The organism is Algoriphagus persicinus (assembly GCF_035156415.1).
Lineage (GTDB): Bacteria > Bacteroidota > Bacteroidia > Cytophagales > Cyclobacteriaceae > Algoriphagus > Algoriphagus persicinus.
Genome location: NZ_JAYEEY010000022.1, coordinates 63,166 through 85,983 on the forward strand (window position 1 = coordinate 63,166; position 22,818 = coordinate 85,983).

Annotated in this window: 22 protein-coding genes; 13 read left to right on the plus strand and 9 right to left on the minus strand. The window is 40.9% G+C overall.

The features are described 5' to 3' along the window. Positions 1 to 151 precede the first annotated feature (151 nt). Both U3A58_RS16420 and U3A58_RS16425 read left to right on the plus strand, forming a co-directional pair. Complete coding sequence (locus U3A58_RS16420) at positions 152 to 1,045, plus strand: SGNH/GDSL hydrolase family protein (RefSeq protein ID WP_323825224.1); 894 nt, start codon at positions 152 to 154, stop codon at positions 1,043 to 1,045. A 184-nt stretch (positions 1,046 to 1,229) separates the two neighbouring features. After that, positions 1,230 to 1,745 carry a GNAT family N-acetyltransferase gene (locus U3A58_RS16425; RefSeq protein ID WP_323825226.1) on the plus strand — a complete coding sequence of 172 codons (516 nt, stop codon included), beginning with the start codon at positions 1,230 to 1,232 and terminating at the stop codon, positions 1,743 to 1,745. A gap of 121 nt (positions 1,746 to 1,866) precedes the next feature. Here U3A58_RS16425 and U3A58_RS16430 read toward each other — a convergent pair whose 3' ends face one another. Beyond that, positions 1,867 to 2,544 (minus strand): YiaD family glycine zipper/OmpA-like lipoprotein, encoded by a 678-nt coding sequence (locus U3A58_RS16430; RefSeq protein ID WP_323825228.1) that lies wholly within the window; start codon positions 2,542 to 2,544, stop codon positions 1,867 to 1,869. Positions 2,545 to 2,953: 409 nt separating this feature from the next. On the opposite strand from U3A58_RS16430, the gene U3A58_RS16435 reads away from it, so the two are divergent. The 9 genes from U3A58_RS16435 to U3A58_RS16475 all read left to right on the plus strand — a co-directional run bounded on the left by U3A58_RS16435 (position 2,954) and on the right by U3A58_RS16475 (position 10,833). Continuing rightward, on the plus strand, positions 2,954 to 3,793 hold the full coding sequence (locus U3A58_RS16435) for an alpha/beta hydrolase (protein ID WP_323825230.1): 840 nt from the start codon (positions 2,954 to 2,956) through the stop codon (positions 3,791 to 3,793). Positions 3,794 to 3,891: 98 nt separating this feature from the next. Next, positions 3,892 to 5,130 (plus strand): alkaline phosphatase family protein, encoded by a 1,239-nt coding sequence (locus U3A58_RS16440; protein ID WP_323825232.1) that lies wholly within the window; start codon positions 3,892 to 3,894, stop codon positions 5,128 to 5,130. A gap of 4 nt (positions 5,131 to 5,134) precedes the next feature. Then, positions 5,135 to 5,530, plus strand: a complete 396-nt coding sequence (locus U3A58_RS16445) for a group III truncated hemoglobin (protein WP_323825234.1) — start codon at positions 5,135 to 5,137, stop codon at positions 5,528 to 5,530. A 158-nt stretch (positions 5,531 to 5,688) separates the two neighbouring features. After that, positions 5,689 to 6,186 carry a QcrA and Rieske domain-containing protein gene (locus U3A58_RS16450; RefSeq protein WP_323825236.1) on the plus strand — a complete coding sequence of 166 codons (498 nt, stop codon included), beginning with the start codon at positions 5,689 to 5,691 and terminating at the stop codon, positions 6,184 to 6,186. Then, entirely contained in the window at positions 6,183 to 6,725 is a 543-nt protein-coding gene (locus U3A58_RS16455; RefSeq protein ID WP_323825238.1) for a YceI family protein, read from the plus strand. The genes U3A58_RS16450 and U3A58_RS16455 overlap by 4 nt, the downstream gene beginning before the upstream one ends. After that, a complete protein-coding gene (locus U3A58_RS16460; protein ID WP_323825240.1) occupies positions 6,722 to 7,588 on the plus strand; it encodes a DUF5777 family beta-barrel protein in 867 nt (288 codons plus the stop codon). Before U3A58_RS16455 ends, U3A58_RS16460 begins: the two co-directional genes overlap by 4 nt. 419 nt (positions 7,589 to 8,007) lie before the next feature. Then, positions 8,008 to 8,676, plus strand: coding sequence for a 3-keto-disaccharide hydrolase (locus U3A58_RS16465; protein WP_323825242.1), 669 nt, complete (start codon positions 8,008 to 8,010; stop codon positions 8,674 to 8,676). A 130-nt stretch (positions 8,677 to 8,806) separates the two neighbouring features. Next, positions 8,807 to 9,829 (plus strand): hypothetical protein, encoded by a 1,023-nt coding sequence (locus tag U3A58_RS16470; protein ID WP_323825244.1) that lies wholly within the window; start codon positions 8,807 to 8,809, stop codon positions 9,827 to 9,829. Positions 9,830 to 9,951: 122 nt separating this feature from the next. Beyond that, positions 9,952 to 10,833, plus strand: coding sequence for a formate/nitrite transporter family protein (locus tag U3A58_RS16475; RefSeq protein ID WP_323825246.1), 882 nt, complete (start codon positions 9,952 to 9,954; stop codon positions 10,831 to 10,833). 156 nt (positions 10,834 to 10,989) lie between these two features. On the opposite strand, the gene U3A58_RS16480 is transcribed toward U3A58_RS16475, so the two are convergent. The 5 genes from U3A58_RS16480 to U3A58_RS16500 form a co-directional block, all read right to left on the minus strand. Next, the gene (locus U3A58_RS16480) at positions 10,990 to 11,781 is read right to left on the minus strand and encodes an NYN domain-containing protein (protein WP_323825248.1); all 792 of its coding nucleotides are present in this window, start codon (positions 11,779 to 11,781) and stop codon (positions 10,990 to 10,992) included. Between the two features lie 426 nt (positions 11,782 to 12,207). After that, on the minus strand, positions 12,208 to 13,539 hold the full coding sequence (locus U3A58_RS16485) for a polysaccharide deacetylase family protein (RefSeq protein WP_323825250.1): 1,332 nt from the start codon (positions 13,537 to 13,539) through the stop codon (positions 12,208 to 12,210). A 111-nt stretch (positions 13,540 to 13,650) separates the two neighbouring features. Beyond that, positions 13,651 to 14,049, minus strand: coding sequence for a hypothetical protein (locus U3A58_RS16490; protein WP_323825252.1), 399 nt, complete (start codon positions 14,047 to 14,049; stop codon positions 13,651 to 13,653). Positions 14,050 to 14,280: 231 nt separating this feature from the next. Next, positions 14,281 to 14,706 (minus strand): hypothetical protein, encoded by a 426-nt coding sequence (locus tag U3A58_RS16495; protein ID WP_323825254.1) that lies wholly within the window; start codon positions 14,704 to 14,706, stop codon positions 14,281 to 14,283. Positions 14,707 to 14,877: 171 nt separating this feature from the next. Further along, entirely contained in the window at positions 14,878 to 15,768 is an 891-nt protein-coding gene (locus U3A58_RS16500; protein WP_323825256.1) for a dienelactone hydrolase family protein, read from the minus strand. 373 nt (positions 15,769 to 16,141) lie between these two features. Here U3A58_RS16500 and U3A58_RS16505 point away from each other — a divergent pair, with 373 nt between their 5' ends. Further along, complete coding sequence (locus U3A58_RS16505; RefSeq protein WP_323825259.1) at positions 16,142 to 18,316, plus strand: B12-binding domain-containing radical SAM protein; 2,175 nt, start codon at positions 16,142 to 16,144, stop codon at positions 18,314 to 18,316. Positions 18,317 to 18,638: 322 nt separating this feature from the next. Here the strand turns inward: U3A58_RS16505 and U3A58_RS16510 are convergent, their stop codons facing one another. Together U3A58_RS16510 and U3A58_RS16515 are read right to left on the minus strand one after the other, a co-directional pair. After that, the gene (locus U3A58_RS16510; protein ID WP_323825261.1) at positions 18,639 to 19,160 is read right to left on the minus strand and encodes a phospholipase domain-containing protein; all 522 of its coding nucleotides are present in this window, start codon (positions 19,158 to 19,160) and stop codon (positions 18,639 to 18,641) included. Further along, positions 19,097 to 21,277: a phosphocholine-specific phospholipase C gene (locus U3A58_RS16515; protein ID WP_323825263.1), complete on the minus strand. Its 2,181-nt coding sequence runs from the start codon at positions 21,275 to 21,277 to the stop codon at positions 19,097 to 19,099. The genes U3A58_RS16510 and U3A58_RS16515 overlap by 64 nt, the downstream gene beginning before the upstream one ends. A 172-nt stretch (positions 21,278 to 21,449) precedes the next feature. Here U3A58_RS16515 and U3A58_RS16520 point away from each other — a divergent pair, with 172 nt between their 5' ends. Further along, positions 21,450 to 22,016 (plus strand): Pycsar system effector family protein, encoded by a 567-nt coding sequence (locus U3A58_RS16520; RefSeq protein WP_323825265.1) that lies wholly within the window; start codon positions 21,450 to 21,452, stop codon positions 22,014 to 22,016. Positions 22,017 to 22,064: 48 nt separating this feature from the next. On the opposite strand, the gene U3A58_RS16525 is transcribed toward U3A58_RS16520, so the two are convergent. After that, positions 22,065 to 22,646 carry an O-methyltransferase gene (locus U3A58_RS16525; RefSeq protein ID WP_323825267.1) on the minus strand — a complete coding sequence of 194 codons (582 nt, stop codon included), beginning with the start codon at positions 22,644 to 22,646 and terminating at the stop codon, positions 22,065 to 22,067. Positions 22,647 to 22,818 lie beyond the last annotated feature (172 nt).

The window sequence follows — 22,818 nt, forward strand, 5'->3', positions numbered from 1 at the left end:
AAGATACTTCACTTGGAGGATGCTTACAAGAATAGATTTCATGATAGGCCAATTTGCCATAGTACTTTAGAATCTCCTTACCTTGGGTTGGTATTCTTTCTACTCTTCAAAAATGGTTGTGCTTCGAGTTGTCTTGTTTTTTTTCGTTTTAATGTTCCTCAGAGTTTCTGTTTTTTCTCAGACCGAGTATGCTATCCCAGCGGATGTTACCCGGATTGTCTTTTTGGGCAATAGCATCACTTATTCCGGTCAATACATTAGCTACTTAGAGACATATTACAGGATAAAGCATCCAAATCGGGAGCTGGAATGGATCAATGTAGGCTTACCTAGTGAGACCGTTTCGGGACTGTCTGAGGCTAATCACGCCAATGGAGCTTTCCCCAGACCAGATCTACATGAGCGACTGGACAGAGTTCTTGAGCAACTAAAGCCTGATTTGGTTTTTGTGAATTACGGGATGAATGATGGGATATACATGCCATTGGATGAGGAGAGATTTCAAAGATACAAGGATGGAATCAACTGGTTGGATTCTAAGATTTCAGAAATAAGGACTGATGTTATTTATGTGACACCTCCGGTATATGATCCTGCTGCTGGGGCTGCTTATGCGAATGTATTGGCTAATTATTCGGATTGGTTGCTGTCTCGCAGGTATTCTGATGAGTGGAAAGTGATAGATATTCACTGGCCGATGCGAAAATATTTGGAAGACCGGCGAGTGTTGGATCGTGCCTATTACTTGGCAAAAGATGGTGTGCATCCGGGAGAAATAGGACATTGGTTGATGGCAAAAGAGATTTTGTTTAGTCTAGGAGAATTTGAAGTCAAGGACTTTGATGATATTCATGCGGCAATTGCATCATTTACCCATGGTGAAAAAATACTCCGTCTTGTCTCGCAGAGACAAACTCTACTTCGTGATGCATGGCTTACTTCTACAGGTCACCTGAGGCCTGGACTAGATGCTGGGATTCCCATAGTAGAGGCTGAAGCGAAGGCAAAGGAGCTAGAGGTAAAGATTAAAGCGCTTTTGAACTAGGTACTAGACTTTCCTAAAATACCCAGGATATGAAAGGTAGTCTTGTGAACGTGCGGTGTAGGTGCTGGCAGTTTATTTCTTTGATGAAAAGGGCTAATTTCAAGTTAAAGAAGAAAAAATCAAATTAGATTTGTGCGAAATTAATAAGCTCCTAAAAAAGGGAGTGGAATGAGATTATAAACGCATGCCTTATTTAATCAGAAAAGCCAATTTTGCTGACCTGAATTCTTTGGTAGAAATGGCAGGAATAGCATTTATCCAAGCCTTTACGGAAGGAAATAAAATTGAAAACATAAACACTTACCTCGAGGAAGCTTTCACTGAGGAGCAATTCGCGGAGGAAATGGAGAGTCCGTCGTCTGTTTTTTTTCTACTGGAGGTAGATGGAGATCTAGCCGGATATGCAAAAGTCAATTTTGTTCCTGCCCAGACTGAGCTCAACGATAATTCAAGTTTGGAAGTCGCTAGACTTTACCTGCTTGAAAAGTACATTGGGTTAGGCTTGGGTAAGATTTTGCTACATCATACGATCAATTTTGCGAAGCTCAACAGGAAGAAATACCTCTGGCTGGGCGTTTGGGAAAAGAATACTCATGCGATCAAATTCTACGAAAAAAATGGTTTAAGCATATTCAGTTCTCACCATTTTCCTTTTGGAGATGAGATTCAGACTGATTTTTTGATGCGAATAGATTTTTGACCTGACTTGGCCAGCGGTCCTTGAAAATACTTGAAATTGAGCTTGACAAAGCAGAGTAATTAACCAAGAAAGGCGACCATCGGTCGCCTTTCGGATCTGTATGGTACGCTACTTGGTCAGGTTAGTTTTCTCCAAGTTCGCCTCGTTCAGCCATTTTTTGCATTTTCTTGTTTGCGTAAATAGCTACTTCCACTCTTCTGTTTTGCTGACGGCCTACTTCGGTGTCGTTGGTGGCTGTAGGTTGCATTTCGCCATATGCTGTGATTTCCATTCTGCCTTTTGCGATGCCATTTGCTGTCAAGTAATCTTCAACAGAATAGGCTCTTCTACGCGATAAGTCCATATTGTAATCATCCGCTCCGGTATCGTCCGTATGACCCTCCACCAGAATATTGGTTTCCTCATATTTTTTCAAGGTAGCAGCTAGCTCAGTCAAGTTTTGCTTAGAGATATCACTCAATTCAGATTTGTCCACAGGGAACATTAGACCAGAGTCAAAGGTGATTTTAATGCCTTCACCTACGCGTTCTACAGTCGCTCCTTCAAGATCTCGTTGAAGTTCTTCGGCTGCTTTATCCATTTGGTTTCCTATTATTGCCCCGGCAGTTCCACCGATTGCCGAACCTATTAATACGCCTACGGCTGTATTGCCTTTGCCGGCGATTACTCCACCAAGCACTCCACCTGCGGCACCACCTATTGCACCACCCTTTACTGCATTGCTTGATTTACAACTTACAGCACCCAAGGTAGTCGAAGCTAAGAGGGCAGCCATTAAAAGTTTGTTGGTCGATTTCATGTGTTTATATTTTGATTTTAGTGGTTACTTAGTGGTCATATGGAATCTCGCATAGGGAATAGTCATCCCTCTGTGTGACGCTTGAATCATGCTCGATTTCATCTGTTTATAATTGATTTTTATTGGTCATATGGAATCTCGCATGCATTATAATCATCCCAGTGTGTGACTTTCTAGTCATGCTCGATTTCATATCATAGTTTGTTTGATGTGCTCACTAGTCCCAATTCGCGTACCATATCTATTTTGGGCTACTTAAGGGTGTTTTATAAAATTGTACATGGGAATATATTCCCGATTCTGTGGTGACGACGGTTGTATTTGCCATTGATTTCCCCAAAAAGTGGTAGTTTGTAGCTGCCCTTTACCTAGTGTGCATATAGCTAACCCCAATCAACCTATCTTGACTATGAGAAAACTTCTTTTTTGCATTGTTCTATATTTGCCCACCATAGTGTTGGCCCAGGGAAATACTGAGATATTCTACCTATGGGACAATGGGGCTCCGGGTTTTGAATCAAGAAAAGATGAACCTGAACTCGCTCAGGATTGGTGGGTAAGGAATATTCATAATCCGAGCATTACACTATTTAAGCCCGAAAAACCTAATGGAAGCTTCATTCTGGTTTGTCCGGGGGGCGGGTTTAGAAATCTGGGTTATAATGGAGAAGGAGTCGCTCCGGCTAAATTCTTAAATGAGCTCGGTGTGACGGTTGGTGTTCTGAAATACCGACTATTCCGTGAAGAGAACTCTCCCTACACAGAAGCACATCCAACTCAAGATGTGATCCGAGCGATGAGGCTAGTGCGCTCCAAGGCAGAAGCTTGGGAAGTTGATTCTAATCGAATCGGTATCATGGGGTTCTCGGCTGGCGGGGAAGTGGTCAATTGGGTAGCATATGATACAAATATTGGAGACATTAATTCAAGTGATCCAATAGAGCGATTTGCTGCTCAGCCTAATTTTCAAATCCAAGTATATCCGGGGCCTTTAGGCACACCAGAGACCGTGCCTTCGGGCGCACCACCAGCTTTTCTAGTCGCTGCAAATAAAGATAAATGCTGTTCTAGCACCATTGTAGATACGATGCTAGCTTATCGTGAAGCAGGTGCAGATGTAGAAATGCACTTGTTTTCGAAAGATGAACATGCGTTCAACATGGGATTTCGGTCTGAATTTGTAAGTATTAATCACTGGCCTGATCGCTTAAAAGATTGGTTGGAAGATCACGCATTCTTTCAAAAATAGATAAGCGTAGTGGCTACCTGACTTTACCAATCTGTTAATAGTGATGATTTGATTGCTTACCAAAGCTCTAGCAGGTATTTTTGCAGAAAGATCGACAAATGAAAAAATTCTGTATTCTTCTCTTTGCAGTTTTAGTATGTCCAGTATTTGCTTTTTCCCAAGTAAGCAAAGAACCAATAGTGATTTTAATTTCTCTGGATGGGTTCAGGTACGATTACGTAAAGCGATTTATGCCAGAGAATCTCACTCGATTTATTGCTAATGGGGTAGCGGCTGAAAGCATGATGCCCTCTTTTCCCAGCAAAACCTTCCCAAATCACTACACCATTGCTACAGGGTTGAAGCCTGAGCGCCATGGTTTGGTGGACAATTCCTTTTACGATCCAGAGAAGGATCTAACCTTTAGCATGGGAAAAAAGGAGATTGTGCAAGATGGGACTTGGTATGGAGGTACACCACTTTGGGTACTGGCAGAGCAAAACAACATACTTGCAGCCAGCTATTTTTTTGTGGGATCAGAAGCTGATGTGCAGGGAATCCGACCAAGCTATTATTATCCTTATGATGGTCGAGTAAGTAATATGACTAGAATCACTGAGGTGTTTAAATGGTTGGAATTGCCAGAAGCTAAACGCCCAAGATTGATCACTTTGTATTTTTCAGATATGGATGATACCGGTCATCGCTATGGGCCGACCAACGATAAGCAATTATCCAGTCGCTTGACCAAATTAGACCATGAATTGGGAGCATTATTCGAAGGCCTCAAAAGTTATGATTTGGATATCAATGTGATCGTAGTCTCAGACCATGGAATGATGGATATTCCAGTGGATCATTACCTTAATCTGAGTGAATTGACCAAAAATATTCCTGCGAGAATTGTAAATAATGGAGCTTTGGCTCACTTGTATTTAGAGGAGCCAACGGATAAGGAAAGGGTGATTAGAGAATTGGGAAAGTCTGCGTTACCGATTCATATCACTGACGTAGCCGACAAGGAGAATTACCAGGATTTGATGTACCAAGATAGGATTGGGGATATTTTGATTATTCCTGACAGATACTATTACCTAGCGTGGGAATCCGCTTTGCCAAGGATCAAAGAAAATGCAGCTACCTTTGGGACGGAAGTATTTGGTGAACATGGATTCAGTCCAGCCTACAAGGATATGCATGCCATATTCTATGCAAATGGACCTGCTTTTAAGTCTGGGATGGAAATTGAGACTTTTCAGAATGTGCATGTGTACCCTTTGATTTGTAAGATACTAGGGCTTTCGGTTCCTTCCACTATTGATGGTAGATTGGAAGTACTTCAGCCAATTTTAAAATAAAAAAATGGATAAAATCGATATAAAATCGAGGAAAGAAGTTGATTTTTTGGTAAGAAGATTTTATGATCAAATTCGTCAGCATGACACGCTGGGGCCGATTTTCAATGGAGTAGTCAAAGACTGGGATGCGCACTTGACCCATCTAAGTGATTTCTGGGAAATGATCTTACTACAAACTGGACCAGGTGCAGGGAAATTCAACCCCGTGAAAGTCCACAGACAAGTAGATGCTGAAGTCGACAATAGCATACAGCAGGCTCATTTTGGCAATTGGTTGGAGCTCTGGTTTCAGACCTTGGATAAATATTTCGAGGGAGAAAATGCCAGTTACGCCAAGGAACATGCCAGGAGAATGGCGCACATGCTTTTTATGAGAATCTGGGAAGCGAGGGCGAAGTAGCATTTATTCTATATATCAATTGTCTGTTCACCGTAAGGTTTTAACTACTGAAGTATCATCTTCATGGTAGTGTACCATTTTTTTCTGATGTTTTTTATTTAAAAACATTTACATCCAAAGTGAGTTATAACCTCGTAAATTAGGCTCAAACTAGAACCATGGACCAGATCAAATCTAAATCAGGAAGTCTAAGCAATTCCCGAAGAGAATTTATAGAGAGTGCTGGTATGACCGCAGTAATGACAGCATTTGGACTCTCATTTTTTACTAGTTGTTCTGATTCTGAGGATCAGAACCCCAGAACTACGACAACTCCTCCGCCAACAAGCACCAGTGGAATATCTGTTGCGGGAAATGCCATTAAAATTGATTTGAAAGAGCAGGCAGCATTGGCTACTAACGGAGGCTGGCTATTAATCATTAATGCACAACTATTGGTCGTGAATGTAGGCGGATCATACCGAGCCTTAACGTCCATATGTACCCATTCAGCTTGCGATCGTAACTGGACCTTCACAAATAGCAAATTTACCTGCACCTGTCATGGTTCGGAGTTTGATACTTCTGGAAATGTCTTGCAAGGCCCCGCCATTCGCCCTTTAAAAACTTATGCTACTTCATTAAATGGAACAGATTTGACCGTGACTAAGTCATGAAAAGGCTAGTCCTTTTCTTCTTTTTTGTCACAAACCTCAGTATAGCTCAGACTTTCCTTACAGAGGCTGGGAATGTTAATTTTCTCTCAAAAGCACCTTTGAGTGAGTTCAATGGGGTGTCAAATAAGCTTCATGGTTTGATTGACCTTTCAAATAACTTACTGGATTTCTATGTGGACCTCAATACTCTAGAAACGGGAATAGGACTACGGGATAAGCACATGCGGGATAATTATTTGGAGACTGAGAAATATCCTTTTGCTGAATTTACCGGCCAGATGAGTTCAATTCCAACTCTAAATCCTGGGGGCAAAACTTCAGTTAGCGCAGTAGGGAAGTTTAAAATTCACGGTGTTGAGAGAGAAATCGAAGTAAAAGGTACTCTTTCTAAAAATTCGAAAGGTGAATTAGAACTAGATGCAGTATTTGAAGTGCTGCTTTCGGATTTTAATATACCTCTTCCAAAGCTCGTTTTCTATGAGTTGGCGGAAAATCAATCTGTTACTATCAAGGCAACTCTGAAATCCAAAAAGTTATGAATCGAATTGTACTCCTGATCCTTTTTTCGATTATTCCTTTTTCACTTTTCGCACAATTGGAAAGAAAACTGGTTAATGAAAATCAACCTGTGGAATTGATTTTCCATGCTCCAAGGCATATAAACTTGTTGACCGTAGAGCCATTGGATAAGAAATCCATGCATTTTGCGATTATGCACACTTTTGGTCCTTTGGGTGGGGGAATAGAAAACCTCTTTGGGTTGGATAATGGTGCAAATATTCAGTTCAGCTTTGAGTTTGCTTTGAATGATAAACTATCCATAGCAGCTTCCCGGACTAGTCAGGATAAACTATACAATGTCTTTGGTCGCTATCATGTTTTTCAGCAAACACAGAATGGGAGCAAGCTATTTTCCTTGAGTTTGGCAGGAGGAGCGGGAGTGAATAGTTCCAATTATAAATTTTTACCTGAGCCACCACCGACTTTTAGTGAGCGAATGAGTTACTTCGGGCAACTAATGCTTGCACGGAAGTTTTCTCCTAAAATCAGTATTCAGTTGACTCCAATGATGGCTTATTTTACTGATATAAGACCTGTTTATCAGATTGAAGGAACTGAGAATGTTTATTTAGCACTAGGATTTAGCGGCAAATTTAAGGTTACTGATCGCTCTTCACTTTCCCTACAATACATTCCAAACCTCAACACTGACTTACGTGATAATTTTGGTATCGGTTGGGATATCGAAGCGGGTGGACATGTCTTCCAAATGTATTTTGTGACTTCTCAGGCATTAAATGAGCAATACCTGTTGGCTGGTGGCAATGGTACGATTGGAGATGGGTTTAGATTGGGATTTAATGTGAATCGAATTTTTGCGACAGGTCAAAAACGTAAGTAGAACAGTTCAACTGATGGAGCTGAGTTTGGTCTGATGCGCATCGTATCAGCCTTTTCTTGGTTGACTAAATATTTTTAGCAATCAATATTGGTAATTTTTAGATAAGATTGCGAGAGCTACAGGTCTGAAAACTTTGAACCAGATGGATTCAAGAAGTTTTTCAATTACCTACAAAAAGTAGGTGATGAAGAGTGAAGGATGCACAGATTCTTTTTAGCTTAACCACTCTTTAACCCGGACTATGCATTAGGATTCGTAACGAGGGTTCAAACTGCAAGAAAATCAGTCACTTTGGAGATCGAGTCGTAGCACCGCTACGGTGAGAGCGAAAAGTGAAGCATAGCGACTGATTTTGAGGCGGTTTGAAGCCGTAGTAGATTTGCTAATGCATAATGCGGGTTTAACTTTATCCCAAAATCATGAGAAGAATTACCTTACTATTGCTTTTTGTCCTAGTTACATTTTTTGCCCAAAGTCAAACCAAAAATCTCTTCGATGGAAAAAGCCTGGCAGGCTGGTATATGGATGTTCCTGACCTAGAAGCAGACAGTTCATTACGAATTCCCTTTATCATTCGCGATGGACTTTTGGTAAGTTTGGGTACGCCTCAAGGCCACTTGATCTCAGAGGCTGAATATGACAATTACACGCTGGAGCTGGATTATCGATTTGCCGGAAAGCCTGGTAACTGTGGGATTCTGGTTCATGCATCTACGCCTCGGGCATTGTATGACATGTTCCCCAAATCAATAGAAGTACAGCTCATGCACAGCAATGCTGGGGATTTCTGGTGCATACAGCAGAATATCGAGGTGGAGGACATGGAAGCTAGACGTGGCCCGAAGGAGAACTGGGGCGTGAATGGGCGGAAGGAGAGAAGAATCAAGAATCTCACTGATGATTCAGAAAAACCGCTTGGGGAGTGGAATCATATCAAGATCGTATGTGATGCAGATAAAGTGACCGTCTGGCTGAATGGTGATCTGGTAAATGACGGCTTCAATGCGACTGCAACCCGTGGACAAATTGCCTTACAAGCCGAAGGAGCCGAAGTGGAGTTCAAGAATATTATGCTGAGCAGTCTTTAGCATACAAGAGTACCTACAGTCTCCAATGGTATATTAAAATTTATAGCTGAGAATACTTAAATTAGCAAGCTAAGACTGAAATAGTTCTATCTACTTAGTTTTTGATTGTAGTCAGTTAAACTTTAGGAGTATGAAAAAGCTTTTATCTCTGATTTTCAGTTTTGTATTTGTCTCATTCTCTGCATTTTCGCAGCAAGGTGAGCAACTTTTTGATTCCGAAGAAATCTTGGAAATCAACATGAAATTTTCTGTGAAGCAGCTTCGGGGCGAGACAAATGATTCGACGTTCATGGATTCTATGCTGATCTATAGAACTCCGGATGGAGCACTTGATACACTGGAGGTGGGGCTGAGAGTGAGAGGCAATTTCCGTAAAGAAAACTGCTATTATCCGCCCATCAGGATGAAGCTTAAAAAGAAAGAAGGCAAGGATAATATTTTTGATGGGAGCAGGAATTTGAAAGTTGTTTTTCCTTGTTCTACAGCTAAAAATGCTGATTCGTATATAGTGAAGGAATTTCTATGCTACCAGCTCTACGAGCAAGTGAGTGAATATACGTTCCATACGCGCATGATTCGTATCAATTTTGAAAACGAGGATGATAAAAAGGGTCAATCAACGCAGCTTCTAGGGTTTTTAATTGAAGACGATGATAAGGTAGCAGACAGATTTGATGGAGAGATTTTGGAAAATAAAAAGATCATTGGGGCTGTTTTGGAGGATACGGCAGCGATTCGACATGATTTATTTCAATACATGATAGGCAATACAGACTGGTCTAGCATGTATCAGCATAACATGAAAATTCTGAAGCTAGATGCTAAAAAAGTAGTCCCGCTGGCGTATGATTTTGATATGACGGGGATGGTGTTGCCACCTTATGCTCAGGTCAGCAATCTGGTGGATATCAAGACAGTAAGCCAGAGATTATACCGAGGTTTTTGCAGAGATGAATTGATGATGAAAGCAATCAGAGATGAGTATTTGGAAAAGGAGTTATTGCTCTTCGCTGAGGTAGAGAGATTAGAGAATTTGGTGTCTGGGAATGAGATTAAATTTATGAATAATTACCTGAAGGACTTTTTTGACATTTTAAAAGATGATCGGCGATTTGATTTTAATATTTTAAGTAAATGTAGAACTACTGAATAGTTTTTTGAGTGTTTGATTATCAATGAGTTGTAATTCCTTTTAGTTTACAGGTGATTTTTTTCTCCTATTCCATGCTGATAAACTTAAATTGTAAGCTAGTTGTATTTATAATCACCTGATGAATGGCTTGGAAAAAAGAGAAAACTGAGGAGCAAGTAGCTCAAGATCAGCAGCGAGAGATTGATAAGGAACTCCGCAAATCAAAATCTAAGAATACAGATTCTGCCAAGACTCATGGAGAAATATTACGTGATCAGATCATCGATGCGCTGGAAACTTACGACAAAAGCTACCAAAGCTTATTTACCAGTTCCCTCACAGCTGGATTGGAGATTGGCTTCAGTTATCTCATGATTTGCTCCTTGTATTTTTTTCTGATGGGAAAAGTAGAGGATGATTCCCTCATCAGATTGGTGTCCTTGGTCTATCCTCTGGGATTTATCTTGGTTGTATTGGGGCAGAGCATTCTTTTTACAGAGCAGACAGCATTGTTGACACTTCCAGTATTGAATAAAAACCGGACAGTCGGCAGTATGCTGAAGTTATGGGGAGTTGTAATAGCAGGAAACCTAGTGGGAGGTTATTTGATGGCTGGCATATTATTATGGCTTGGCCCACATTTGGGGATTTTCAATAGGGAAGTGGTGGTGGAGATAGCTGAGCATGTACTTCTTGCGGATACCTACGTGATCTTTGTGAGTGCGATAGTTGCCGGATGGCTCATGGGCTTATTGTCTTGGTTGTTAGCTTCCTCCAGAGATACTATTAGTAGGATTGTGATGATATTTATAATCACAGCAGTAATGTCATTTACTGGCTTGCATCATAGTATTATCGGCAGTGTGGAGGTATTTTCAGGGATGCTGAGCTCTCCGGATATTTCACTTTGGAATTATCTTTCTTTCCAAAGCACGGCGTTAATTGGGAATGCTTTTGGAGGAGCAATTTTTGTGGCCTTACTGAAGTATAGAGCCTTTGTTTTCAATATTAATACAAAAAGCTAAGTGTGTGGAAAGTAATGTATGGTTTAGTTTCATCTAATTATAATTGTTTTTTAATGGTCAGATGGAATCTCGCAGGATTATAATCATCCCACTGTGTGACGCTTGATTCATGCTCGATTTCATCTGTTTAAATTATCTTGCGGGATGAATAGATTTTTATTTAAGCTTCACTAGCGGATAATTCAGCCCATTTACTTCGTTTTTCATTACCTGATATTTTTTCAAACTTTTGAAAAGCTCTGTCAGGTTTCTGAAGCCATAGGATCTCGGGTCAAAGCTTGGATCGATCTTTCGAAGAGAAGATCCGATTTTTGCGATGTGAATTTCTTCTTCTTCATCTGAAGATATTTCAAAGGCTTTGTCTATGATCTTTAAATCCAGTTCCTGAGTTTCTTTGACTGGAGTTTCCTTTTTGACTTCTTCCTCTACTACCACATTTTTACGCGTAGTACTTACCTTACTTTTCTCAGTTTTCTTTGCCTCCGGTTTGTTGTTTTCTTCTTTGGCTTGTGGGGAAAGATTCTCGGCATAAGTGAAAATCTCGCAGGACTGTACAAAAGCTTTTGGGGTAATCCTACGTCCGATTCCCATCACAAACATGCCTTCTTCACGGATTCTTTTTGCCAATCCTGTGTAATCAGAATCTGAGGAAACGATGCAAAAACCATCAACACTATTGCTGTGGAGTATATCCATGGCATCGATGATCATCGAGCTGTCAGTAGAGTTCTTGCCAGTAGTATAGGAGAATTTCTGGATGGGACTGAAAGAATGAAGGTTGATCATTTCCTTCCAGCTATTCATGTGAGGCGTGGTCCAGTCTCCGTAAATTCTACGAATTGTCGCTTTTCCATACTTGGATACCTCTTCCAGTATTTCTTTGATTAATCTGGCTTGGGCATTATCACCGTCAATAAGTACCGCGATGTTGAATTTATTTTCTATCATATATAAAAATGTAATGTTTAAAGCTTTTAGCAAGCAATTAACAAGCCGAGGTGAGGATATGCAAATGAAAAATCAGAAATAGTACTTCTAGGATTCTGCTGCCGCCGTGGTATGTGTCTTCACAGACCACTTTATAGGCATATTGAATTACAAATTCCAGGGTTCGACACCCTTCGGGGTCGTTTGGAATTGTGTGAGTTTAGGTTTACCCACGGGTTTCACCAGCGGTTATTGAAAGGTTCGACCACTTTGTGGTCAGTTTTTTTGTGATATTTGATTTCCGCAAATGATCCTGAAAGGATCAAACTTCTCAATAACCATGGGTGTAACCCATGGATCAGGGAGTTTCTAATTTATCTACCAACCCTGAAAGGGTTGAACTAGTATGAGACTGTTTTTCACCTATTATGAAAATTAGCAAAAGCTTTACTCCATTTTGATAAGTTTAACGCTGGATTCGGATGGGGAAATGGAATACTGTACATAGTCGCCCTTAGTATCTGACAAAACTTCAAGAGGGCTATCGCCTATACTTTGCTTTAAATTTACACTTTCCCATCCATCTGGCAGGTAGGTTTTTAGTGTTAAAGGGAGGTCGTAAATATTGGGGTCTAACTCAGAAGTCATAGTGATTCTGATTTCATTTGACTCAAGCTCAGCAGTGATAGTAGCAGCTTTTCTTTCCCGAAGATACTTAGTGACGTCACCAAATGTTGCGATCCACAGGGAATCCTCATTCTCTTTAATATGACCAAAGTATTGTTTTAGCTCCTCAGTCTTCAAGGGTTCCCATCCGTAATCTTCCACGCCATGAATAACCAGCACTAGCCAAATGTTGTCATGAGTATTAGTAGTATCAGTCCAAGCTTTCATCTGGTCAATGCCTGTGGTGCTAAGTGCACCTCTTTGCCACTGAACATATTCCTTACTGGTTTGGCCAGGCTGTTTTTTGCTTCCTCTATTTATTTCTTCAAGCCAGTCTTCAGGCATCCGGTTTCTTAGAGCAGGATATATATCGTATGCGTATTCCATGACTCTTTCATTTTCAGTACCATAAGGACCTTCGGCAGAAAAAGTAGATTCCTCTCCCATAAATTCCGCTAAGTCAGCCTTACTTTGCTCCAATTCATAGCGCATGTTTGCCTCATCGAGAACAGCGAGTCTAGGATGCGTGACCGTGTGTGAAGAGATTTCATGGCCTTGCTCTGCATAGGATTTATATTGCTCCCAGGTAGTTGTATCAACTGGGTTATTATGAAAAACCACCTCATTCGTGTTTCTCATGCGGCCGTTTCGAATTTTTTCATATCCTTCGTCCAAGAGTTGATACGCCTCAGCTACTTTACCAGCTTCATAAAGTGACCCCACATTTGCATGATATTCCTCAGCTTCGGTGGTTCCGGTAAAAGCAATTAGGGAGGCGCGCTCAAAGAAATTGGTGGAATCAGTTTTGATGGTTGAAGTTTCCGCAATGATGGTATCTGGATCCCTACCTATAAATTTTCCTTTGCCAGATCCTTCGACTTTTCCAGTGATGATGAAAAAGGTACCAGGAAGGCTTAAACTGTCCATTATTGGTTTTGCGATAGTCAACTGATTGATTATTCCATCGTCATATGTGATGGAAATCGCGCCATTCTTGCCATCAGGCCATTTAGTGATTTCTGTCTGTGCCGACCAATCTGTGGTTGGATTGGTGCATGAAAAAGGTAGGAGTATAACAGCTAAAAAAGAGCCTATTATTTTTAATGATTTCATTTTTTGATGCATGGGTTTGGGTTTAAAGTTTAACCTCAGTGGTCACGGAGGGTTACGCAGAGGACACAATTAGAAAGGTGACGCTTACATCTGAAAAGCTTTCTTCGAAAGTCAAAAGCTTTCTGCCCTTTCGTTTGCTATCCATTTATAATCAAGTTCAAATTTACCTTCCTCATGTACCCAACGTAGTATTAAATCATATAGGATGTTGTACATATAGAAATTGTTGAAAGATTCAACAATGTTTTTTTCGTCTACTCCATCGAAGAGTGTAGGCTTTATTTCTCCATCAAAATCATCAGTGAATAATGCATGATGTTTGAGGCAAAGTTTATTAACAGTATTCATATCGATGTTTGGATTTTCCGAGGTAGCATGGAATCCAAACCCGCAAAATACGTTTGGGTAATTTAATTTGTCTTCTTGAAATCGATAATATTTTAAAAAAATTAATCGTATTGGGAGGTTTTTGTTTTCAAACTTTAATATCTTTTTACTGTCATCCGACAAAAACACCCCTTGTTTTTGTTCATCTTGAAAAAATACAATAGCGAGGTTTTGACACCTCGCTAAAGTTTATGATGTTTGAAGTTACCACACCAAAAACATCATGTCCAAAAATACGAATCTTGCGGGTCAACCTGTAATTTGTCAGCCACTTTCTTTTCTTCCCCGTCAAATTGTTGATTCCTGTATCAGACATGCTGCAATGGGTCTAAGTTCCATTTCGTAGATTTTAATTTAATTTTTGAAATCAATTGTTGAATAAATCACTAAATTTCTGTTACGGGCGGTTTTATGGAAGTACGTAAGCTGTTCTTCTGGTAAGGACTGTTGCCTTATTCCATTGCAATCAAAAATGTATGCATAAATCCCTCCGCTCCCCATAGGAAATGTAGTATAGAAATATATTTCCTTTTTATACTGGACTACGGAAATGTATCCTGTATATTGCCCCATATGTTCTTGGTAGAGCCTGTCCTCTTCTGCTTTTTGGAGCATTTCCGACAACCATGGCATTGCTTCACTATTACAGACCTTCAATGCAGCCTGAAGGGATTTTTCTATATTCTGCAAATCATCATTCAGAATTTGGTTTTGGTCTAAAACAAAATCCTCAGTGCAGCTAAATGCAAACAATAAACAAAGGTAGAGTAGCTTTCTCATGTCTATATTTTTTGGGTTTGTCCAATCTAAAAGTAAATTATCTGAGAGTTTCAGTTTGATTTTTTAAATCTTTTCAAAGGGATTAATAATTCATTTTAGGAAGTTAGTTTATTGCCCGTTTCGTATGAGTATAAAAAAGAGTGCGTTTCAGCCCTCTTTAATTCTAATGGCTTACCCCTGTAGATGTACTTTGAAAAACCCTATCGTCCTATCCCAAGATAAAGTGGCTGCTGCTTCATCGTAGCGGGGAGTGGTATTGTTATGAAAACCATGATTGGTATCTGGATAGATAAATGCCTGGTATTCTACTCCGTTTTCCTTCAGAACTTCCTCGTAGGCTGGCCATCCTGCATTTACCCGCTCATCCAAACCGGCGAATTGCAGCATAAGTGGCGCTTTGATTTGGGCTGCTTCCTCTGCGGAAGGCTGACCTCCATAGTAAGGAACAGCCGCACCAAGTTCTGGAATCCGCACTGCCATCATATTGGCTATCCAGCCACCAAAGCAGAATCCTACCACGCCCACTTCTCCCGTGCAGTTGGGATGGTTTTTCAGGTATTCATAGGCCGCGATAAAGTCCTCCAGCATTTCATTTCTATCCCGCTTACTTTGCATCGCACGTCCTTCGTCATCATTGCCTGGATATCCGCCAAGTGGAGTTAGCGCATCTGGAGCTAAAGAAATAAAACCCGCCACAGCAGTTCTTCTTCCCACATCTTCTATGTAAGGATTCAGTCCGCGATTTTCATGAACTACTACTACTCCCGGTACTTTTCCAGAAGTTCCTGTTGGTGTAGAAAGTAACCCTTTGATTTTTCCTCCGCCTTTTGGTGAATCATACATGATGTAGTCCGAAGCAAGACGCGGATCATCGGATTTAATCGTGCGTGTGTCCAAGTAATTTGGCATCATTGCACTCATGAGTGCGGCGACCGTTACGCCTCCGACGGCATAAGCGGATAGTTTTTCGATGAATTGTCTGCGCTCCAGTTTATTGTGAGCATAGGCATCATAGAGGTCGAAAACTTCCTGATTGATGTCTTCTTTTTTAAGTTCGTTCATGGTTTTGGTTTTATGGCTAGTTGTGTAATTTACTAAAATGCCAGATTCTATAATGTGCGTTCGTGTAATTTATGGGTGAATATGGGTCCCTTGAAAATCATGATTATTTCCGTATTCCATGCTTACAGATAAAGATGCCACCCCTTCAGGGTTACCCATTGAAATAAATGTTTTTTTAGCTATAATACTGACATCCCTTCGGGATTTAGAAGCCTGAAAGGCTGAAATGATTATAGAAATAACGTCAGGTGTTTAATCCAAACCCTGAAGGGGTGATATATTTTAAATCAATTTCCCGGTAGGGAAAACACAGATAACCACATAAGAACAATTTTATTTCGAAATTGCAGGCGCAAATCACCGACATAACATTTTGGCCTCAAAAGTTCTCTTCATTACCCCGCCTTTTACTCAGCTTAATACGCCTTATCCTGCGACGGCCTATCTGAAAGGATACCTCAATCAGATCGGTGTAGAATCCAGTCAGGTTGATTTGGGAATTGAAGTGATTTTGCAGCTTTTTTCTAAAACTGGATTGCAGAAAATCTTCCAGGAGATCGAAGCAAACGAACCTGATTTGTCTGATAATACGGCTAGAATGGTACGCTTGAAGGCTAATTACCTGCAAACCATAGATCCTGTGATTGCTTTTCTACAGGATAGAAATCCTACGCTTGCATACCGGATTGCAGAAGGCGATTATCTGCCAGAAGCAAGTCGTTTCGAGCAATTGGATGATCTGGAATGGGCTTTTGGTACGCTGGGCATTCGTGATAAGGCGCGGTATTTTGCCACGCTTTACCTGGAAGATCTTGGAGATTTGATCAGTGAGCAGATTGATCCGAATTTTGGCTTTAGCAGATATGCGGAGCGGTTAGGGCTGTCTGCCAATTCTTTTGATGAAATGCATAGGGCTTTACATCAGGATTCTGGACTAATCGACGGCATGATGTGTGATTTGCTAGAGCAAAAAATCCAGCAGTATCAACCGACTTCAGTGGCTTTTTCGGTGCCTTTTCCGGGAAATCTCTATGGCGCATTCAAATGCGGCCAATACCTCAAAAAATATCATCCTGAACTAGTGCTTTGGATGGGGGGAGGTTATCCAAATACAGAACTGCGCTCTCTGAAAGAACCTAGTGTTTTTGATTACATGGACTTTATTGTGCTGGATGATGGGGAAGCTCCAATTCGGCTTTTGCTAGATCATCTGGATGGGAAAATTCCGGTGACTGAGTTGAAAAGAACCTTTGCCCGAATTGATGGAAAAGTGACTTTTTGCAATAGTAATCCTGCCAAAGATGTTCCTCAGCGGGAAGTCGGAACTCCTGATTACAGCGATTTGCTGATTCGCGATTACCTTTCTGTAATTGAGGTGGCAAATCCAATGCACCGACTTTGGTCCGATGGTCGCTGGAATAAGATGACGCTGGCGCATGGCTGCTATTGGGGTAAATGTACTTTTTGTGATGTTTCTTTGGATTATATCGGAAGATACGAGCCAATTACCGCTTCGATTTTATGTGATCGAATAGAAGAAATTATCGCTCAAACCGGAGAAAATGGTTTCCACTTCGTTGACGAAGCCGCACCCCCAGCATTGATGCGAGATTTGGCAATTGAGATTCTTCGCAGAGAGCTTTCTGTGGTCTGGTGGACGAATATTCGCTTTGAAAGCAATTTCACGGCAGATCTTTGCCGACTTTTTAGAGCTTCTGGATGTATTGCCGTTTCCGGTGGTTTGGAAGTAGCTTCAGACCGTTTGTTGGCATTGATCAAAAAAGGAGTGACGGTCTCTCAAGTTGCTCAGGTGACCAATCATTTTACCCAAGCAGGAATCATGGTTCATGCATATCTGATGTATGGATTTCCAACCCAGACTGCCCAGGAGACGATTGACTCTCTGGAGATGGTTAGACAATTGATCCAAGCTGGAGTGATCCAATCTGGTTTCTGGCATCGCTTTGCCATGACGGCACATAGTCCCGTGGGTCTTGATCCACAGGCTTTCGGAGCGGTAAATCTAATGCCTTCTGAAGGTTCTTTTGCCAATAATGACCTGCCCCATGATGATCCCACAGGAGCTGATCATGAGCTTTTTGGTGAAGGCTTGCGCAAATCACTTTTCAATTACATGCACGGGGTTTGTTTTGATGTTCCCCTTCAGGAATGGTTTGACACCAAAGTTCCAAAGACGACAGTACCCAAGAATTTTATTGCAAATGAAATCAGGAATGAACCTACTCCAGAATATAAAGATCGAAATAGGATTTTATGGATTGGGGCTCAGCCAGAGTTGCAGGTTTTCGAAGAAGATGAGCTCTCAGAATTGATTTTCTCTGGGAAAAAGGAAGATTTCGCGATGGAACTTCCGCTTGATTTGGGTCAGTGGGTTAGTGAAATGTTACTAACGGTGGGCTATGAACAAAAGCTCAATACCCTGAAAACGATTCGGGAAAGGTATGAGTTGGAATTTGGAGACTTGGATGAATTATTGGAATCAGAGGTTTGGGAAATATTGAGAGAACATGGCTTACTGGTGTTTTAAAAGAATGCGAAGTGGAAAATTCCAGTACCCAACTTGGGATGTTTCTTTCTCAGAAAAAGCGTGGAGTAGAATGTATTTTTCTGGGAAATTATAGATTCTGGCGATTGAGAACCTGTTTCCAAAATGGAATTGCTCTGGCACAACTTGTGAATTGAAGCCATAGCAATCATATAAAAACTTAAATTTCCCCAACATGAACAATCTCTTCAAAGGACTAATCGCTGGCTATGGTGCTTACAAACTAGGTGGAGGATGCATAGGAACTATCCTCGTCTTCGTTTTGATTTTTTTCCTTTTGGGACAGTGTAGCTAAGATATTAATCTAGAGTACTCTTCCCATTTGAGGATCCGAAATGCTTTCTTTGCCGGTTTCCAATCTTCCTGCATAGGTGATACTCAGATCTGGATTTTCCCTTGCGGAGAGGTGGATCTGATACCAACCTTGGAATTTGCTGGTGTCGATTTTCAGCGTTTTTTCAGCTCCGATTGGAAGTTTTATGCTCTCGTTTAATTTCAGATATACCTCATCCTTAGCCATAAGTGTAAGGTCTGATGCGGAGGTGTTTCTGATTACCAGCGCTAGTTCCTCCATTGCTTTGGTCTTTTTGAAAATTGGCTTCGCATTAATTTCGATGGTAGCGTTAGGAGCATAACCCTTAAATTCCCTGTAGAATCCATTTGGTCCATATACTCGTAAGTGAGGAATCCCGTTTTCGAATTCTTCTATAGGCCATTCGTAAGAAATACTATCACCGGACTTCACTGCAAAAGCCCAGGTTTTTACCGGTTCAAATGAGTTGGTCTTTTGATTAAAATAGTTNTTTCGAATTCTTCTATAGGCCATTCGTAAGAAATACTATCACCGGACTTCACTGCAAAAGCCCAGGTTTTTACCGGTTCAAATGAGTTGGTCTTTTGATTAAAATAGTTTCCGGGAGCATAGACATTGAATCCTGAGCCTAAAGCATCCTTTCCAAAAATCTCCTGAGACGCAGTGAAAGTGACTATAAATTTCTCTCCGTCAGCACTAAGTTTCCCATCAGCATGTAAGTCATATTTCAATGTGTTGGAAGGCTTCGTTCCAGTTTCCTGAGTTGCAAAAACAGCAGAATTTGCTTGGTTTGAGGCTTCTTTTCTTGCTTCTTCTTCCGTAAGCTTTATAAAGTTAGTCGGGATATTTTTGAATTTGGCATTGTAAATCTGCTTGACAAATCTCTCCTGTTCTATAGGTTCTGCATGATTAATTTTCTCGCCATTGTATGGTCGGAATGTTGAGGTCAAATCCCCACTTACCGTCCTTCGCCAAGAACTGATATTGGATTCTTCGATGTGCTTTCCAGTCTTTTTAGTAAGAAATTTCTCCAAAAACTGAATGGTAGAAGTAATGTCACACACTTCAGAATTGACCCACCCACCACGTGACCATGGTGAAGCAATTATCAGTGGAACTCTGTATCCTAGGCCAACTGGGCTTGTTCTTGCTTCATCGGGTTTGAACCCAGCTTTTAATTCTTCCTCGGCGGTCACAAATTCTCCTGCACTGGATAGTCCAGCCGACATTTTGCCATTTGGCTCATGAGGGTTGGGTGGGACGAAAGGAGGGACATGATCGAAATAGCCATCATTCTCATCGTAATTAATAATAAAGATGGTTTTTTTCCATACTTCAGGATCTTCCGTCAAAATATTCATTACTTCCGATGCATACCAGGCACCATACCAAGGTGCACTGGGATGATCAGAGAATTTTTGAGGAGCTACCAGCCAGGTGACCGTAGGCAGCGTCCCTTCTTTGACATCCTTTCGGAATTGGTGCAGAATATCTCCCTTAGGAATCAGCGTCTCCCGGTCTTCCCCATTTTCTTGGTAGGAAAGTTTTTCTGTCTGGTGATAGTCAGGATCACCGGTATTAGTTTGAAATGCTTTTTTGTGAAGGTTTTTAGCATGATCAGAGAGTTTTTCAAATTCCTCCGCATTCCATTTTTTAAGATACACTTCCAGATAGGCCAGCCCATCTTCTTTTTCCTTCAATTCTTTTTGCAACTCATCGACATTCGCCGGGTTACCTTCCAATTTTGCCTTCAGTTCTGCTATTTCAGCAGGTAGTTCTTTTTCTCTTTTTTGCAGAAAAAGGTAATGAGCAGGGTTAAAACGCACGCCAAATTGTGAAAACCACTCCAGGTTATTGTCTGTGAAATTTGCTAAAAGTGATTCTGCTTCACCTTCTAGTTCGGAAGTGATACTGAGTTCATTCTGGTAAACTTTCCACGAGATGTCATTTTCCTCAAGTCGCTCGGGAAAAGTCTTCCAATTTCCCTCCCTATTATAAGTCAATTCTCCATTCCGGACTTTGGCCTTCTCCCTATCAGCTCCATGTGTTTTCCCTGTCCAGAAGTAACTTCTGTTGGTAGTGGTGCCAGCAAGTGCTGCGCAAAAGTGTTGATCACATACCGTGAATGCATCTGCAAGTGCATAGTAGAAGGGCAGATCTTCACGGCTATAAAAGCCCATGGTAAGCGGAAGGTCATAGTATTCTTTGCCTGGTCTTTTTGCCTCAATCCAGTTGTTGTATTTGCCTTCATTTCTTGCATCCACCTGATTCTCCCATGAATGTGGCGTGCCGCTCATCCAAGTAGCTTTGGTGTCTTTGATGTCAAAGCGGAAAGGGGCAAAGCGATTTCCATCTTTGTCGGGCTGTAGCCATACTGGGTTTTGGTCAGGTAGAGAGATTGCTCTTGGATCATTAAAGCCCCGGACACCTTTCATGGTGCCAAAGCAGTGATCAAAAGAGCGGTTTTCCTGCATGAGCATTACCACATGCTCGGCATCATAAAAAGTGGTCCCGGGAGCTGCTGGAATAGCCATGGCTCGCTGCACTGCCATGGGCATGGAGCTCCAGATACTTGCTCCGCCTGTGACTAAGGCTGCTTTCTTTAAAAATTCTCTTCTCGAATCGTTCATTACTCACTTGGTTTATGGTTTAAGTATACCGACTTTTTCCATTTGCTTGAGGCTTTCTAGGATTTCCTTTTTGTTATCATTTTGGAAGTGGGGGCTAATCAAAACTCTCTCAGTGACTTAAGGTTTGTTGAATAATTATTGTGTAATTTAAGCGTTCACAAAAGTTTTCATAATGGAAGAATTTTTAGAGCCCAAAAAAGACAAAACCGAGCGAGCTCAACAGACTTTTTTTCGGGTGACTTTTATGAATAATTGTAATCTGCTCCAAATCGCGGACAACAAAGCTAATATTGTCATCAGCATCAACGCGCTAGTAATATCCTCTGTGGTGGCGATTATTGGATATGGTACTTTATCGCATCAGCTGGATTATCAGCGAACTATTATTCTGGTTCCGATTTTAATTTTACTGAGTACTTGCCTCGTATCTACTATACTAGCGGTTCAAGCGGCTAGGCCCAAGGTGCTGGGAAAAAGCAACAACCTGCATGAGGAAGTGAAGTCAAGTATGATGTTTTTTGGGGTAAGTTCGAATTATTCACTGACTGAATACCTTGCAGAAATAGACCGTGTTTTGATTTCAAAGAAAGAAGTTCAGGAGCAGATGGCGATTTCATTATACTACCAAGGGAAAGTTTTAAATAGAAAATATAAACTCCTTGGCCATGCTTACACGGTATTCATTATTGGACTAGCAATCGGGGTAGTTACTTTTTTTATTTATTTGATGGCGTTATGATCGCTACGCATACCTGTTTTTTTTGGAAAAAGTATTGGTAGAATTTGCCTACCTAAGTTTTGTCATTAAAATAATCCCTGATGACCAGTTCATCTTAGTAATAGTAAAGTCCTTTTTTTTCTCCAGTATCTCTACCAATTCCTCAGCTTTTGCGGCATGTCCTTTTGGCCAGTTTGGCTGCTCGTCCATATCGTCTATGACATAGAGTCCTCCAATCTTGAGCAAGTCAAGTACCTCATCTAATTCACTGTATTTGCCTGGCCAAGCATCTGCAAAAATCAAGTCGAATTTATCGCCCGAATAGTTTTTGATCCACTCAGTACCATCTTCACAAAGAATATTGACTCGTGCATCTAGGCTAAAAAGTTGGCTAACTATCTCGGTTAGTTTTGGGTCATTGTCTATGGAAATAAGATGTCCACAATCATCCATGCCATCTGCCATCCATGAGAGGGAAAGGCCTATTCCAGTGCCAAGTTCGAGGAAATTACCGCAGGGTTTACTGGCTACCAAGGTTTTCAAAAGGGTGCCTATGTAGAGATCAGAAGGCATGGAAAAGCCTATTTTTTGGCATTTAGCCTCAATGGTAGGATGAATGCTAGGTTTGTTTTTGATGTCTGATTCATTCATAACATAAAAATTGGGGGAGTAATTATTGTTGGCTTTCTGAAATAATTACGTAAAAGTGGCTGTCTCATATTGATTTTCATTATTGGAGACAGCCTTTTTTATTCAATAGAGGCCGATTTCAGGAAATCGGTCTCTATTTTTTTGACTACTGTTTAACTCTTTAGCAATAGGC

Coding starts and splice junctions, on each gene's coding strand:
- U3A58_RS16420 (WP_323825224.1), top strand. CDS start 152: ATGTTCCTCAGAGTTTCTGTTTTTTCTCAGACCGAGTATGCTATCCCA.
- U3A58_RS16425 (WP_323825226.1), top strand. CDS start 1,230: ATGCCTTATTTAATCAGAAAAGCCAATTTTGCTGACCTGAATTCTTTG.
- U3A58_RS16430 (WP_323825228.1), bottom strand. CDS start 2,544: ATGAAATCGACCAACAAACTTTTAATGGCTGCCCTCTTAGCTTCGACT.
- U3A58_RS16435 (WP_323825230.1), top strand. CDS start 2,954: ATGAGAAAACTTCTTTTTTGCATTGTTCTATATTTGCCCACCATAGTG.
- U3A58_RS16440 (WP_323825232.1), top strand. CDS start 3,892: ATGAAAAAATTCTGTATTCTTCTCTTTGCAGTTTTAGTATGTCCAGTA.
- U3A58_RS16445 (WP_323825234.1), top strand. CDS start 5,135: ATGGATAAAATCGATATAAAATCGAGGAAAGAAGTTGATTTTTTGGTA.
- U3A58_RS16450 (WP_323825236.1), top strand. CDS start 5,689: ATGGACCAGATCAAATCTAAATCAGGAAGTCTAAGCAATTCCCGAAGA.
- U3A58_RS16455 (WP_323825238.1), top strand. CDS start 6,183: ATGAAAAGGCTAGTCCTTTTCTTCTTTTTTGTCACAAACCTCAGTATA.
- U3A58_RS16460 (WP_323825240.1), top strand. CDS start 6,722: ATGAATCGAATTGTACTCCTGATCCTTTTTTCGATTATTCCTTTTTCA.
- U3A58_RS16465 (WP_323825242.1), top strand. CDS start 8,008: ATGAGAAGAATTACCTTACTATTGCTTTTTGTCCTAGTTACATTTTTT.
- U3A58_RS16470 (WP_323825244.1), top strand. CDS start 8,807: ATGAAAAAGCTTTTATCTCTGATTTTCAGTTTTGTATTTGTCTCATTC.
- U3A58_RS16475 (WP_323825246.1), top strand. CDS start 9,952: ATGGCTTGGAAAAAAGAGAAAACTGAGGAGCAAGTAGCTCAAGATCAG.
- U3A58_RS16480 (WP_323825248.1), bottom strand. CDS start 11,781: ATGATAGAAAATAAATTCAACATCGCGGTACTTATTGACGGTGATAAT.
- U3A58_RS16485 (WP_323825250.1), bottom strand. CDS start 13,539: ATGAAATCATTAAAAATAATAGGCTCTTTTTTAGCTGTTATACTCCTA.
- U3A58_RS16495 (WP_323825254.1), bottom strand. CDS start 14,706: ATGAGAAAGCTACTCTACCTTTGTTTATTGTTTGCATTTAGCTGCACT.
- U3A58_RS16500 (WP_323825256.1), bottom strand. CDS start 15,768: ATGAACGAACTTAAAAAAGAAGACATCAATCAGGAAGTTTTCGACCTC.
- U3A58_RS16520 (WP_323825265.1), top strand. CDS start 21,450: ATGGAAGAATTTTTAGAGCCCAAAAAAGACAAAACCGAGCGAGCTCAA.
- U3A58_RS16525 (WP_323825267.1), bottom strand. CDS start 22,646: ATGAATGAATCAGACATCAAAAACAAACCTAGCATTCATCCTACCATT.